Origin of the sequence: Pseudorhodobacter aquimaris (assembly GCF_001202025.1) — a bacterium.
Taxonomy (GTDB): Bacteria; Pseudomonadota; Alphaproteobacteria; order Rhodobacterales; family Rhodobacteraceae; genus Pseudorhodobacter; species Pseudorhodobacter aquimaris.
In genome coordinates this window covers 37,809-50,908 of sequence record NZ_LGHS01000072.1, presented here as the reverse complement: position 1 = coordinate 50,908, position 13,100 = coordinate 37,809, and the positions used below count along the sequence as shown (strand labels likewise).

Below are 13,100 nucleotides of genomic sequence, written 5' to 3'. Positions count from 1 at the left end.
CTTTTCAACGGCCCTGCTTTCTGCCATGAACGCGCCGCAACCGCCGGTTTGGGCGGGCAACTGGAGAATTAAGATGAACAAAAGTGTAATTCTGGGCGCTGTCGTGATCGCTGCCGCTGGTTTGGGCTACTACCAATTCAGCTATGTGCCGGCACAGCAAGCGGCTCAAGAAGCCACTATGAAGGCAGAAGAGGCCGCCAAGGCCGCGCAGGAAGCCGCCGCACTTGCCGCAGAGCAGGCCGCAGCCGAAGCGAAAGCCGCTGAAGAAGCCGCTGCCAAAGCCGCTGAAGAGGCTGCCGCACTGGCAGCAGAGGAAGCGCAAGCCGCCGAAGAGGCCGCCAATGAAGCCGTAGAAGCCGCCACCGAGGCTGCCAATGAGGCCGTAGAGGATGCGGCCGAGGCTGCTGAAGCGGCCACCGATGCCGCGACAGAGGCTGTCGATGGTGCCACCACTGCGGTTGAGGCCGAGGCGCAGGCTGCCGCCGATGCTGCCACCGAAGCTGCCGCAAATGCCGAGGCTGACGCCGCCGCCGCCGCAGAGGCAGTTGACACGTCAAGCCTGCTTGATGCTGACAATTTTGACCGGGCCGCAGTTGAAGGTTTGATTGATGACTCTTCTTTGGACGATGGCACCAAATCCTCTTTGAAGTCGCTTGTTGGCGGCGTTGCCGACAATCCGTTGCTGTTGCAAGGGGTTTTGGATCAGGTTAAATCCGCCCTCGGCATGTAGGATAAAGCAAAGCCGCGCAATATGTTGCGCGGCTTTGTTCATCTGGGATGTAAGGGCTAAATCCCGTCGCCGACAAAGGCTTTTTCCACCACATATTCCCGAGGCTCAGAGTTTGCCCCTTCGCGCAGGCCAAAGCTTTCAAGCACCGCCTTCACATCAATATTAAAATCCAGAGAGCCACAGACCATCGCGCGATCTTCGCCTTGGTTCATTGGCGGGATGCCCAGATCCTCAAAGACCTTACCGGTCTTAAGGTTCTCGGTGATGCGCCCCATGCGCGCGGTCTCTTCGCGGGTGGTGGTGGGATAGTAGAGCAGCTTGCCCTCAACCATTTCCCCGATCAGCTCGTCGTTCTTCAGATCCTCAACCAGCTTGCGGCCGTATTCCAACTCATCCGCCGTGCGGCAAGTGTGCATCATGATGACCTGATCGTATTTCTCATAGGTCTCCGGATCGCGCATCAGGCTGGCAAAGGGGGCAATGCCGGTGCCGGTTGCCAGAAACCAGACCCGCTTGCCGGGCAAAAGCGCGTCATGGACAAGGGTTCCAACCGGCTTGGGGCGCAGGATGATCTCATCCCCCGTGGTGATATGTTGCAGCTTTCTGGTCAAAGGGCCATCGGGCACCTTGATTGAATAAAACTCCAACTCCTCATCCCAATTTGGCGAGGCAATGGAATAGGCACGCAGCAGCGGCTTTCCGTTGTCGCCCATCAGGCCAATCATCACAAATTCACCTGAACGGAACCGCAAGGATTGCGGGCGTGTCACACGAAATGAAAACAGCCGGTCAGTCCAATGCTGTACCGAGGTGACGGTTTGTGCGTCCGGCAAATGCGGCTTGGCGGGTTTCGCGGGTGCAATCTGGCTTTGGGTCACGGTCTTACTCTCGCTCGTTTCAATTGTTCCAGCATAGGGGGGTGGCGGCAATTTTGCGTTGATTCATATCAGGGATTCGGTGTCTGAAGCCCATATTCGGCAAAACCACGTCCGTCGTCGGTCGAGTGTTGCGGATTATCACTTTATTTTAGGAAATTTTCCTGATCCATGGTCGAAAGTTCTTGCCATGCAGAATAATTGTTTAAATACTTGGCTGCAATAGGAAACGCGTTTTTTTAGAAAGAAGCCCCCCATATGGCCAGCCGCATCGATGAAACCGACCGCAAAATTCTGGCGGAACTGCAAAATGATGCCGCCCAATCACTGGATGAGATCGCGCGCAAAATCGGATCTTCGAAAACGCCTGTTTGGAATCGCATCAAGCGGATGAAAGAGGACGGCGTGATCACCCGCCAGACAGTGCTGCTGGATGCCGAGGCGCTGGGGCTGGAGGCCTGTTTTTTCGTATTGATCCGCACATCCGAGCATGAGGCCGAGTGGCAGGAAAAATTCCTGCACGCGTTGCAAGCCCGGCCAGAAGTGTTGGAGGCGCACCGTCTTGCGGGGGATATCGACTATATCCTCAAGGTCCGCGTGGCGAATGCGCGGGCCTATGACACCTTCTATCAGGCGTTGATTTCCGAGGTGCGGATTTTCAACGTGACCGCTTTGCTGTCGATGGAAGAGATCAAATCCACCACCATCTTGCCAGTTTAGGCGCGGCCAAGGGCGGCCACAATCGGGCCGAAATCATCGGCCTTCAGGCTGGCGCCGCCAACCAGCGCGCCGTTCACCTCTGGCGCCGCGAAAATCTCTGCCGCGTTCGAGGGTTTGACGGAGCCGCCATAAAGGAGCCGCATCTCTTGTGCGGGCTCACCAAAACGGTCCAGCAACTTGGCGCGCATAAACGCGTGGACCGCGCCAACTTCGTCTATTGTCGGGGTGCGGCCGGTGCCGATGGCCCAGACCGGCTCGTAGGCGATGACCAGATCACTGGGTGCGCAATCCAGCTGTGCAGGCAAAGAGCCCGCGAGCTGTGCGCCGATCACATCCAGCGTACGGCCCGCATCGCGCTGCGCTTCGGTTTCGCCCACACAAACGATGGCCACCAATCCGGCCGAGAGCGCGGCTTGTGCCTTGGCCAGTACAATCGCGTCGCTTTCCCCGTGGTCAGCGCGGCGTTCGGAGTGGCCCACAATCACATGGCTGGCGCCGGCATCTTTTAGCATCTGCGCCGAAATGTCACCGGTATGCGCGCCTGTCTCATCTTTGTGGCAATCCTGCCCGCCCAACATCAGGGCCGAGCCAGCAGCCAGATCTGCCATACGTGCAATTAGTGTCGCGGGCGGGCAAAGCAGTATATCACAATTGGGGGCAGGGTGCGCCTCTACCAAGGCGCGAAGCTGCGCCAGATCGGTAGATACCCCGTTCATCTTCCAGTTGCCAGCAGCCAGATTACGCATCGCTATCCCTCCAAAACGAATATACCGACAGGGCTAAGCGATTTTCACAGCTTTGGGAATGGCAGATCCGTGCCAGCGTTCATCTTGGAGGAAATAACACAGGCACGGCCAAGGATCGCGCCTTCAGGTCTCTTTGAATTTGATGGATTCACCGCAACCGCAGGATTCAGTGACATTGGGGTTGCGGAATTTAAAGCCGGCTTCAAGCAAGCTTGTCTCATAATGGATTTCCGTGCCGATCAGGAACATCTGCGCCATGGGGGCAATCATCACGCGCGCGCCGTCCTGTTCCACGGTTTCATCCATCGGATTAACCTCGGTCACATAATCCATCGTGTATTCCATACCCGCACATCCGCCTTTTTTGACGCCGATACGCAAGCCACAAGAGCCTTGCTTTTCCATCAGGCGCGAAATCTGCTTGGCGGCGGCCGGGGTCATTGTAACAGCGGCTTTTCCGGGAATACCGAACATGGGACGTATCCTTTTCTCTCTAGGGCAGATATAGGATTTATGTGCACACCTCTCAAGGGGCGCGCCGACCCGACGCTACATAAAGCCAAGCTCCAGCCGTGCTTCATCCGACATCATTTCCATGCCCCATGGGGGCTCGAACGTCATGCCGACATCGACAGATTTCACACCTGCCAACGGTTCTACGGCATCGGCGACCCAGCCGGGCATTTCACCGGCAACAGGGCAGCCGGGCGCGGTAAGTGACATGATAATCTCAACCTCGTTTTCCGCAGAAATCTCAATAGTATAGATCAGGCCAAGGTCATAGATGTTGACCGGAATTTCCGGGTCAAACACACTGCGGCATGCTTCAACCACCTGTTCATAGAGAGGGTGGTCGGTTGTGGATGGTTTGATCAGGGGGGTTCCCTCAATCTGGTCCTGCGGCTGGTTCATGATGGCCTCACGCGTTAATCTGACTGATTATATAGGGATTCTGCGTGCCCGCGTCCAGAGGGTGCGACCATAGCTGCCGGATTTCTGGGGTATGAGGGGCGATTGATCTTCGCGGGCCCGACACTTACACCACGCCAGAGCAGATATGTTCAAACATTGTGATAGAGGGTCATATGGAAACGCTGGTGCTTGTTGTGGCGGGGCTCTTTGCGGGTGTTTTGAATGCGGTTGCGGGCGGGGGCACATTTCTGGCATTTCCCGCGCTGGTCTTTGCGGGCGTGCCGCCGGTCGCGGCCAATGCGACGGCGACACTGGCCGCCATGCCGGGCTATATCGGAAGCGCCTGGGCCTACCGTCACGACCTGCGCGCCGAAGGGCGTCTGGGGCTGCGTGCGATTTGCGCGGTGGCCGGGATCGGTGCCTTTGCGGGTGCAGGTTTGTTGTTAGTGACCAGTGACGCGGTGTTCACGGGCGTGGTTCCGTGGTTGCTGTTGATGGCAACGTTTATCTTTGCGGCGGGGCCAGTTGTTCTGACCTTCACGCGCAAACGCGGCTTGGCAGAGGCGGGCCCGTTTCTGTCGGCGGTGGTGGTCTTGGCGGTGGCAATCTATGGCGGCTATTTCAATGGCGGGTTGGGGATCATGCTGTTGGCGGCCTTTGGTTTGATCGGATACAGAGATCTGCACAATATGAACGGGCTGAAGAACGGGTTGTCCGCGCTTTTGTCCTTGATTGCTTCGGTGACTTTTGTCGCCGCCGGGATGATCGCATGGCAGGCCGCCGTCCCGATGGCAATATCAACAGCCGTCGGTGGTTTCATCGGGGCACATTACAGCCGGAAAATCAAGAACACCAAATATCTGCGGATGTTCATCGTTGCCGTCGGACTGGTGATGAGCGGGCTGTTTTTCCTGCCATCCTAGGGGGCGTCATTGTGAAACCTTGCCTGCTATTTGTAGAGTGACGCATTGCCTCTCAGCGATTACAGCAAAAACCGAGGGGCAATCTCCACAGCCATCTATTTTCCGGGGATTACCTTCTGACCCGATCATCGGATGAGCGGGTGCCTTCTGAGATTTTGCCGGATTGATGCCCGTCCGTAGGTCTGCCCGCTAACTACAACTTCGACGAACCGCGAAGTTTGCCGTCGACTACCATATTGAACAAAGCCGGTCGGATCGTCCAGACATGTGTGGGATATATTTGTCGCGCCTGATATATGATGCACCCATTTGACTGTTCCTCTGATCCACCATTCCCTGCTACATCGACAAACTAACGTTGATGGTGCCTGTCGAGGGGGAGTGTGAATGGACGACAATCCGGTGACCGGACAATGCCTTTGCGGCGCTGTGAAGTTCCGCATTTCAGGAAAGTTTGAAAGCTTTTTCCTATGCCATTGCGCCCGCTGCCGCAAGGACAGCGGTTCGGCTCATTCCGCAAACCTGTTTTCGTCGACCGCCAAAGTCACCTGGGTATTTGGGGAGGAAAACATCAAAACGTTCCAACTCTCCGGGTCGCGTCACGTGAAGAGCTTTTGCACCGACTGCGGGTCCGCGCTGCCAGTTTCCCAGCCCGAGGTTGGCTTGATTGTAGTGCCGGCAGGGTCGCTTGACAGCCGCATAGACATACGACCTAACGCACATATCTGTTTTTCCAGTCGTGCTAATTGGGACAACGAGCTCGCATTGATCGAAAAGATCGACGGGCTACCCTGCTGAACGCGCAAGCTGGTCTGGGGAATATGCAATACTGGGCCGAAGCCGAAAAGGAAGATTGAAGCCAGAAGTGTCTACAAATACTGCAGCGATGCCAAAACCTGAGCGAGTTCGGACATGCCCTAGTTTTTCATAGCCTGTAAACACCATTCAGGAATGTGACTGGGTTTGCAAGGCAGGAATGTCACCAAGTGGCGCGACATGGGCAAGGCTTAGCAGCCCGCAGGCGTCAAATATCGCAGGGTTGATAAGCCTTGCGGAGGTCAGTGGAACAGCTGGCGTTTTTCTTTTTTGGTGAGAAATGCAGCGAGAGCTTCGTCTTTCACAGTCTTCTTGAACTGCTGCCATGCAAGACCATCCGCAAGGAATAGATCGTCGAAGACTGTTGATGTGCCGAACTCGTTTATGACTTCCAGTATCCAACGGGCGTCTATGTCGCTCTTATAGATATCGACCGTCAGGAAATGCCCGTCGATCTCAACGTCGGCGCACGGATCTGACATGATCTCTGGATCTTCTTCAGCATTCATAGCGTCAGTTCCGGGCTTATTCTGCCGCTTGCACAATCGTCTTTTTGGTACGTGCGCCGGAAGGTCTGCCGGGGCGTTTGCCATTTGATTTATAGCCCGTCTTCTCAGAAGTTTGTCCTGTTGTCGGTGATAGCTGCATAGGTCACGCGCTGATCCATGTCGAAGATTTTGTAGGGCAGCGATCGGCCTTTTGAGCGCACCTCAAACCTGCCATCCACGAAGGCATAGGTGTAGGGTGGGCCGCGATCTTCAAATCATCGATGATCTGAGCCATCAATCTGGATCAGCCCACCAATACATTCCCGGCGCAATCCGGGCTGGGGAAACTGGCGGCGCTGCGTACGAGAAAGCCAGATACCATCCTCGGCCATCCATTTGCGCAGCGTCTCGCGGGCAAACCTTGGAGCCGTGATGTTCGGCCAACATCTCAGCGGGAAATGTCGGGCCGAAATCCGGATACTGTTCCTTGATGACGGTCAGCGCATAGTCACGCTTGGCTAAGTGGATTTGGTTGTTCGGCGTGCGACCGCGTGACTTGTGCCGGACCGCTGCCGCGCCATCCTGGCGATACCGCTTTAACAGTCGCAATATCTGCCGACGCGTCAGATCCAACATGTTCGCCGCATTGCCGATGCTCAGCCGACCATCATCGACCTGCGCCAGCACTTCCACGCGGTTCAACGCGCGTCCGCTCATCATCACATCGTTTTGCGAGGAGAGTGACACTTTTAATGTGCTCATGGGTACATTATCGATTTGCGCGTACAGCATCTAACACCAATAATATGTATTATGTTACAAAAATTCTCGAAAAACCCGCCAGAGCAGTCATCCGATGCAGATGGAGCCAAAATCTCCGTCCTGATTTCATACTTATTGCGACAAATGGCCTCGATATTGAAACTTTGCGCAATAAAATTAGCCTTCAGTGATACTTTATTGCAGTATTTGGGTGTTGACGCGCCTTTTTCATCGCCATATGGTCCAGTGAACTTGAAGGGGTTCAGGACATGAGCGATCTCGTCGTCGTTATTATTGAAAGGCGTTCGGGCCGGTAGCGGAAGCACATTTCCCTCCCCCATGCGCCCCCGTTTTAACTTCGGGGGTTTTTTGTTGCGATAGGGCCGCCAAAGGGGCGGCAACAAAGGATAGATTTGATGGCACAGGCAATGACTGGCGCGGAAATGGTGGTTCAAGCCTTGAGGGATCAGGGCGTTGAGGTGGTCTTTGGCTATCCCGGCGGGGCGGTCTTGCCGATTTATGATGCTCTTTTCCAGCAAAACCACATTCGCCACATTCTTGTGCGTCATGAGCAAGGCGCTGTGCATATGGCCGAAGGCTATGCCCGTTCCACGGGTAAGCCCGGTGTTGTGCTTGTAACCTCCGGCCCCGGTGCGACCAATGCGGTCACGGGGCTGACTGATGCGCTGATGGACAGCATCCCCTTGGTGGTGCTTTCGGGGCAGGTTCCCACCTTTATGATCGGGACGGACGGGTTCCAAGAGGCCGATACCGTCGGCATCACCCGTCCCTGCACCAAGCATAACTGGCTGGTCAAGGATACGGCCAATCTTGCGGAAACCATCCATCAGGCCTTCCATGTGGCCACCAAGGGCCGCCCCGGTCCGGTTTTGATCGATATCCCCAAGGATGTTCAATTCGCCACCGCCGAATATTCGATCCCGCAAAAGGCCAAGGTCTCTCATTACCAGCCCAAGCTAAAGGGCGATATGGAGGCGATCACCCGCATGGTCGAGATGGTGGAAACCGCGGAACGCCCCGTATTTTATACCGGCGGCGGCGTTATCAACTCCGGCCCTGCCGCAAGCCAGCTTCTGCGCGAATTTGTTGAGGCCACCGGTTTTCCCGTCACCTCTACGCTGATGGGCTTGGGCGCTTATCCGGCTTCGGGCGACAAATGGCTGGGGATGCTTGGCATGCACGGCACCTATGAGGCCAATCTGACCATGCACGGCTGTGATCTGATGCTTAATATCGGCGCGCGTTTTGATGACCGGATCACCGGACGTATCCCCGATTTCAGCCCGAACAGCCGCAAGGTTCATGTCGATATCGATGCCTCCAGCCTGAATAAGGTAATCCATGTCGATGTGCCTATTCTGGGCGATGTGGGTCATGTGCTTGAGGATGCGTTGCGTCTTTGGAAAGCGCGCGGCCGCAAGGTGAACAAGCCCGCGCTGGCAGCATGGTGGAAACAGATCGAGGAATGGCGCGCGGTGAACTGCCTGAGCTACAAGACCTCGGACACCATCATCAAGCCGCAATATGCCTTGCAACGGCTGGAGGCGCAGACCAAGGGGATGGACCGCTATATCACCACCGAGGTCGGTCAGCACCAGATGTGGGCGGCACAATTCCTTGGCTTTGAAGACCCGAACCGGTGGATGACAAGCGGCGGTTTGGGAACAATGGGTTACGGGCTGCCGGCCTCTATCGGGGTGCAGATTGCCCATCCCGACGCGCTGGTGATCAATGTCGCCGGTGAGGCCTCATGGTTGATGAACATGCAGGAAATGGGCACCGCCGTACAATTCAAGGCCCCCGCCAAACAGTTCATCCTGAACAACGAACGTCTGGGCATGGTGCGCCAATGGCAACAGCTCTTGCACGGCGAACGCTATTCCCAAAGCTGGTCCGAGAGCCTGCCCGATTTCGTAAAACTGGCCGAGGCATTTGGCTGCAAGGGCATCCGTTGCTCTGATCCGGCGGATCTGGATGATGCGATCATGGAGATGATCAAATATGACGGGCCGGTGATCTTTGATTGCCTTGTTGAAAAGCATGAGAATTGCTTCCCGATGATCCCCTCGGGCAAGGCTCATAACGAGATGCTGCTCGGGGATGCCGAGACTAAGGGCGTGATCGGTGCCACGGGTGCCGTTCTGGTCTAGGGCCGAAACAAAAGGATCATGCCGGGGGCGATGATGCCCCCTGCCCCCAAGGACAATTTTACCGAACAGAAAGGGCGAACCCGATGTCGGCGCTCAATATCAAACAAGGTTCTACCAGCCATTCCGCCTATGAACTGCGCGACCCGAACGGCGATATCATCGAACAGCATACCTTGGCGGTTCTGGTCGATAACGAAAGCGGTGTTCTGGCGCGGGTGATCGGGCTGTTTTCCGGTCGCGGCTATAACATCGACAGCCTGACCGTGGCCGAGGTTGACCATGAGGGCCACCGCTCGCGGATCACCATTGTGACGCGCGGCACCCCGCCGGTGATCGAACAGATCAAGGCACAGCTGGGCCGGATTGTGCCTGTCCATGAGGTGCATGACCTGACGGTTGACGGCCCCTCGGTGCAGCGCGAACTGGCGCTGTTCAAGGTGACGGGCAAGGGTGACGCGCGCATCGAAGCCCTGCGTCTGGCCGAGATTTTCCGCGCCAATGTGGTCGATAGCACCCTGACCAGCTTTGTGTTCGAGATGACAGGAACACCGGAAAAGATCGACGCCTTTGCCGATCTCATGCGTCCCTTGGGGCTCATGGAAATTGCCCGGACCGGGGTTGCGGCCCTGTCGCGCGGCGCCTGAATCTATGCGCCATCCCTTTGGGTGGCGCCACTCCTTAGCGACCTTCGAACCGCGCGGGACGTTTTTCCAAAAACGCGATGACGCCTTCCTTGAAGTCATGGGTCTGGCCACATTCCCCCTGCAGCTTTGCCTCCAGCACCAGCTGTTGATCAAGTGTGTTGCCATGGCTGGCACGGATGGCGGTCTTCACACCGCGATAGGCCGCCGTCGGCCCTTTGGCCAGATGGGTCGCCCGCGCGTGCCAATGCGCCTCAAAGCCTTCGTCGGGAACGGCCTCATAGATCATGCCCCAGCTTACCGCCTGATCCGCGCTGATTTTATCGGCAAAAAGCGCCGCCCCCATCGCCCGTGCGGCCCCGATCTGACGCGGTAACCAATAGGTGCCGCCCGCATCGGGGATCAGTCCGATACGGGTAAAGGCCTGAATGAAACTGGCCGATTGTGCGGCGATCACAACATCAGCCGCAAGCGCGAGGTTCGCCCCTGCCCCCGCAGCCGCACCATTGACCGCAGAAAGCGTCGGCACCGGACAATCATAAATCGCGCGCAGCAGCGGCTCATATTCATCTCGCAGCGTACGTTCCAGATCGATATCACCGATCCGCGCCGCGTCGCCTAGATCTTGCCCCGAACAAAACGCGCGACCTGCGCCCGTCATGACCAAGGCCCGCGCTGATTTACCCGCCGCCTTCACCGCATGCAACAATTCGGCGCGCATCTGGCTGGACAGCGCATTCATCACCTCTGGCCGGTTGAGGGTAATGATGCCAAGGCCCTCTGCCTCGGCATAGGTGATGGTATCATAATTCATGCGAAATCTCCTGTAGCTGCCGACCTAATATAGCCAGACCGCCCTTCGGTGACCAAGTGGAACGGTGCGTTACTCTTGCAGAATTTCGGCCAGCCGTTTTTCCTCTTCGTCAGAAAGCTCGGTTGCGGCGGGCTCGGCCCTGTCGCGGCGGCGGACATAGGCAAAGGCGATCCCGCCCCCCACCAATAACATAGCAGGCCCCGCGATCCACAATAGCAGGTTGGACCCTTGGGATGTCGGGTTCAGCAGCACATATTCGCCGTATCGCGCCACGATATACTCAATTGCGGCTGTATCACTATCGCCCGCAACCAGCCGTTCGCGCAGCAAAAGCCGTAAGTCGCGCGCAAGATCGGCGTTGCTGTCGTCGATATTCTCATTGCGGCAGACAAGACAGCGCAGATCCTTGGATAGGGCCCGCGCACGGGCCTCCAGCGCCGGATCGGCAAGGACCTCGTCAGGTTGCACCGCCAAGGCAGGTGTTGCGATCAAAGCGGCAGAAAGGATAAGAGCACGTATCATTCTGCTGGCACCGCTTTGATTTTTGCCGCGCGGTTGCCCGCAGCAACACGGTAGCGCCGGTCTGCAAGGCTGATAAACCCACCCAGAGACATCAGGATTGACCCGCCCCAGATCCAGTTCGCAAAGGGCTTGTAGTAGCTGCGCACCGCCCAGGAACCGTTATCCTGCGCATCCCCGATCACCACATAAAGGTCGCGGGTAAAGCCGTAGTCGATCCCGGCCTCGGTCGTGGGCATGGCCGCCACCGGATAGACCCGTTTTTCCGGATGAACCGTGGCGATATACTTGCCGTCGCGGGTGATATCAAAGGCCGCCATCGTGGTGTAGTAATTCGGCCCCGTCTCATCCTCTACGGATGCCAGCGTGATGGTATATCCCTTTAGATCAAAGTTCTCGCCCACGTTCATTGTGCGGATATCTTCGACCTGCCAGGCCATCATTGCCGCCACCGCAAAGACAGTGACGCCAAAGCCGCCATGCGCAACGGCCTTGCCCCAATCAGCCCGTGGCAGGCGCATGATACGCCCCACACGGTTGTTAATAGACCCGCGTCCCGAACGCTGCCACAAATCGGTCAGCGCCCCGAAAACGACCCAGGCCCCCAGTCCAAGACCCACTGGCCCAAGCGCCGAACGCCCGGTTTGCAGCGCATAGGCCAACAGCCCCAAAGATACCGCCAGCACCATTGCCGGCATCAATGGCCGCAATGAGCGGCTGATAACAGCGCGCTTCCACGGCATGATCGCACCCAAAGGCAACAGCAACGCCAAGACCACCATGAAGGGCGTGAAAGCAGCGTTAAAGAACGGCTCGCCGACGCTTAGCTTACGGTCCCAGACCAGCTCGGCCACCAAGGGCCAGATGGTGCCCACGAAAACCACCATGCAAGAGACGGCCAGCAAGAGGTTATTGGCCACCAGCGCGCTTTCACGGCTGACGGGCGCGAAAAGTCCCTTGGCCTCCATCGCGCTGGCGCGGACGGTAAACAGCATCAACGCACCGCCCATGAAAAACGCAAGGATCAACAGAATGAACACGCCGCGCTCAGGGTCATTTGCAAAGGCATGGACCGAGGTGATAACGCCAGAGCGCACGATAAACGTCCCGATCAGCGAGAACCCGAAGGCAAGAATCGCCAGCAGGATCGTCCATGCTTTCAAGGCCTCACGCTTTTCGACCACGATCGCGGAATGCAACAGCGCCGCCCCGATCAACCACGGCATGAAGCTTGCGTTTTCGACCGGATCCCAGAACCAGAAACCACCCCAGCCAAGCTCGTAATAGGCCCACCACGACCCCAAAGCGATGCCGATGGTCAGGAATATCCAGGCCGCCAAGGTCCAAGGCCGTACCCAACGGCCCCATGCTGCATCAACGCGCCCCTCGATCAAGGCGGCCACGGCAAAAGAAAACGCCACCGACATGCCCACATAACCGAGGTAAAGGAACGGCGGATGGAAGGCGAGGCCAGGGTCTTGCAGCAAGGGATTGAGGTCTTGCCCGTTGAAAGGCGGTACCTCAAGACGCAAAAAGGGGTTTGAGGTCAGCAACATAAAGGCCAGAAACGCCACGCCGATGCTGCCCTGCACCGCCAGAACCCGCGCCCGCAACGTCGGTGGCAGGTTGCTGCCAAACCATGCAACCGAGGCCCCGAAGAGCGCCAGAATCAGGGACCACAATAGCAAAGAGCCCTCATGGTTCCCCCAAACGCCCGATACTTTATAAAGCATGGGTTTGAGAGTATGAGAGTTAGAAACCACCAGGCTGACCGAAAAATCCGAAGTCACAAACGCATAGGTGAGCGCGCCGAAACTGAAGGTTAACAGCATAAATTGAACGCTTGCGGCAGCTTCGCCCGCGGCCATCCAGCCGGACCAACGCTTCTGCGCGCCGACAAGCGGCATGACGGTTTGGATCAGCGCGACAAACAACGCTAGGATCAGGGCGAAATGGCCAAGTTCAACGATCATGGGGTTTTCC

14 protein-coding genes and 1 pseudogene are annotated in these 13,100 nt (G+C 57.1%); 6 read left to right on the top strand and 9 right to left on the bottom strand.

Features of this window, described 5'->3' with window-relative positions; translation table 11 throughout:
* The first annotated feature begins 73 nt into the window (after positions 1–73).
* Complete coding sequence (locus AKU94_RS15825) at positions 74–730, top strand: hypothetical protein (RefSeq protein WP_050528238.1); 657 nt, start codon at positions 74–76, stop codon at positions 728–730.
* A gap of 56 nt (positions 731–786) precedes the next feature.
* Here AKU94_RS15825 and AKU94_RS15820 read toward each other — a convergent pair whose 3' ends face one another.
* Positions 787–1,608 (bottom strand): ferredoxin--NADP reductase, encoded by an 822-nt coding sequence (locus AKU94_RS15820; RefSeq protein WP_050528237.1) that lies wholly within the window; start codon positions 1,606–1,608, stop codon positions 787–789.
* 255 nt (positions 1,609–1,863) lie between these two features.
* Between AKU94_RS15820 and AKU94_RS15815 the strand changes: the two genes are divergently transcribed.
* Positions 1,864–2,325: an Lrp/AsnC family transcriptional regulator gene (locus AKU94_RS15815; RefSeq protein ID WP_050528236.1), complete on the top strand. Its 462-nt coding sequence runs from the start codon at positions 1,864–1,866 to the stop codon at positions 2,323–2,325.
* On the opposite strand, the gene tpiA is transcribed toward AKU94_RS15815, so the two are convergent.
* The 3 genes from tpiA to AKU94_RS15800 form a co-directional block, all read right to left on the bottom strand.
* A complete protein-coding gene (tpiA, locus tag AKU94_RS15810) occupies positions 2,322–3,071 on the bottom strand; it encodes a triose-phosphate isomerase (RefSeq protein WP_083445097.1) in 750 nt (249 codons plus the stop codon). The genes AKU94_RS15815 and tpiA overlap by 4 nt on opposite strands.
* 123 nt (positions 3,072–3,194) lie before the next feature.
* Positions 3,195–3,545 (bottom strand): HesB/IscA family protein, encoded by a 351-nt coding sequence (locus AKU94_RS15805; protein ID WP_050528234.1) that lies wholly within the window; start codon positions 3,543–3,545, stop codon positions 3,195–3,197.
* A gap of 75 nt (positions 3,546–3,620) precedes the next feature.
* Positions 3,621–3,983, bottom strand: a complete 363-nt coding sequence (locus tag AKU94_RS15800; RefSeq protein ID WP_050528233.1) for an SUF system Fe-S cluster assembly protein — start codon at positions 3,981–3,983, stop codon at positions 3,621–3,623.
* 173 nt (positions 3,984–4,156) lie between these two features.
* Here AKU94_RS15800 and AKU94_RS15795 point away from each other — a divergent pair, with 173 nt between their 5' ends.
* Positions 4,157–4,906 (top strand): sulfite exporter TauE/SafE family protein, encoded by a 750-nt coding sequence (locus tag AKU94_RS15795; protein ID WP_050528232.1) that lies wholly within the window; start codon positions 4,157–4,159, stop codon positions 4,904–4,906.
* Between the two features lie 387 nt (positions 4,907–5,293).
* The gene (locus AKU94_RS19365) at positions 5,294–5,704 is read left to right on the top strand and encodes a GFA family protein (protein WP_083445096.1); all 411 of its coding nucleotides are present in this window, start codon (positions 5,294–5,296) and stop codon (positions 5,702–5,704) included.
* Between the two features lie 260 nt (positions 5,705–5,964).
* On the opposite strand, the gene AKU94_RS15790 is transcribed toward AKU94_RS19365, so the two are convergent.
* Together AKU94_RS15790 and AKU94_RS20505 are read right to left on the bottom strand one after the other, a co-directional pair.
* Positions 5,965–6,315: a hypothetical protein gene (locus tag AKU94_RS15790; protein WP_232295782.1), complete on the bottom strand. Its 351-nt coding sequence runs from the start codon at positions 6,313–6,315 to the stop codon at positions 5,965–5,967.
* 173 nt (positions 6,316–6,488) lie between these two features.
* Positions 6,489–6,972 (bottom strand): annotated as a pseudogene (locus AKU94_RS20505) (helix-turn-helix domain-containing protein); the annotation flags it as partial.
* Positions 6,973–7,388: 416 nt separating this feature from the next.
* Here AKU94_RS20505 and AKU94_RS15775 point away from each other — a divergent pair.
* Positions 7,389–9,143: an acetolactate synthase 3 large subunit gene (locus tag AKU94_RS15775; protein ID WP_050528230.1), complete on the top strand. Its 1,755-nt coding sequence runs from the start codon at positions 7,389–7,391 to the stop codon at positions 9,141–9,143.
* A gap of 83 nt (positions 9,144–9,226) precedes the next feature.
* Positions 9,227–9,787 carry an acetolactate synthase small subunit gene (ilvN, locus tag AKU94_RS15770; protein WP_050528229.1) on the top strand — a complete coding sequence of 187 codons (561 nt, stop codon included), beginning with the start codon at positions 9,227–9,229 and terminating at the stop codon, positions 9,785–9,787.
* A gap of 34 nt (positions 9,788–9,821) precedes the next feature.
* Here ilvN and AKU94_RS15765 read toward each other — a convergent pair whose 3' ends face one another.
* The 3 genes from AKU94_RS15765 to AKU94_RS15755 form a co-directional block, all read right to left on the bottom strand.
* Positions 9,822–10,598, bottom strand: a complete 777-nt coding sequence (locus tag AKU94_RS15765; RefSeq protein ID WP_050528228.1) for an enoyl-CoA hydratase-related protein — start codon at positions 10,596–10,598, stop codon at positions 9,822–9,824.
* Positions 10,599–10,667: 69 nt separating this feature from the next.
* A complete protein-coding gene (locus tag AKU94_RS15760; protein ID WP_050528227.1) occupies positions 10,668–11,120 on the bottom strand; it encodes a cytochrome c-type biogenesis protein in 453 nt (150 codons plus the stop codon).
* On the bottom strand, positions 11,117–13,090 hold the full coding sequence (locus tag AKU94_RS15755; RefSeq protein ID WP_050528226.1) for a heme lyase CcmF/NrfE family subunit: 1,974 nt from the start codon (positions 13,088–13,090) through the stop codon (positions 11,117–11,119). The genes AKU94_RS15760 and AKU94_RS15755 overlap by 4 nt, the downstream gene beginning before the upstream one ends.
* Positions 13,091–13,100 lie beyond the last annotated feature (10 nt).

Coding starts and splice junctions, on each gene's coding strand:
- AKU94_RS19365 (WP_083445096.1), top strand. CDS start 5,294: ATGGACGACAATCCGGTGACCGGACAATGCCTTTGCGGCGCTGTGAAG.
- AKU94_RS15790 (WP_232295782.1), bottom strand. CDS start 6,315: ATGGCAAACGCCCCGGCAGACCTTCCGGCGCACGTACCAAAAAGACGA.
- AKU94_RS15800 (WP_050528233.1), bottom strand. CDS start 3,983: ATGAACCAGCCGCAGGACCAGATTGAGGGAACCCCCCTGATCAAACCA.
- AKU94_RS15755 (WP_050528226.1), bottom strand. CDS start 13,090: ATGATCGTTGAACTTGGCCATTTCGCCCTGATCCTAGCGTTGTTTGTC.
- AKU94_RS15805 (WP_050528234.1), bottom strand. CDS start 3,545: ATGTTCGGTATTCCCGGAAAAGCCGCTGTTACAATGACCCCGGCCGCC.
- AKU94_RS15760 (WP_050528227.1), bottom strand. CDS start 11,120: ATGATACGTGCTCTTATCCTTTCTGCCGCTTTGATCGCAACACCTGCC.
- AKU94_RS15765 (WP_050528228.1), bottom strand. CDS start 10,598: ATGAATTATGATACCATCACCTATGCCGAGGCAGAGGGCCTTGGCATC.
- tpiA (WP_083445097.1), bottom strand. CDS start 3,071: ATGCGTAATCTGGCTGCTGGCAACTGGAAGATGAACGGGGTATCTACC.
- AKU94_RS15775 (WP_050528230.1), top strand. CDS start 7,389: ATGGCACAGGCAATGACTGGCGCGGAAATGGTGGTTCAAGCCTTGAGG.
- AKU94_RS15815 (WP_050528236.1), top strand. CDS start 1,864: ATGGCCAGCCGCATCGATGAAACCGACCGCAAAATTCTGGCGGAACTG.
- ilvN (WP_050528229.1), top strand. CDS start 9,227: ATGTCGGCGCTCAATATCAAACAAGGTTCTACCAGCCATTCCGCCTAT.
- AKU94_RS15795 (WP_050528232.1), top strand. CDS start 4,157: ATGGAAACGCTGGTGCTTGTTGTGGCGGGGCTCTTTGCGGGTGTTTTG.
- AKU94_RS15825 (WP_050528238.1), top strand. CDS start 74: ATGAACAAAAGTGTAATTCTGGGCGCTGTCGTGATCGCTGCCGCTGGT.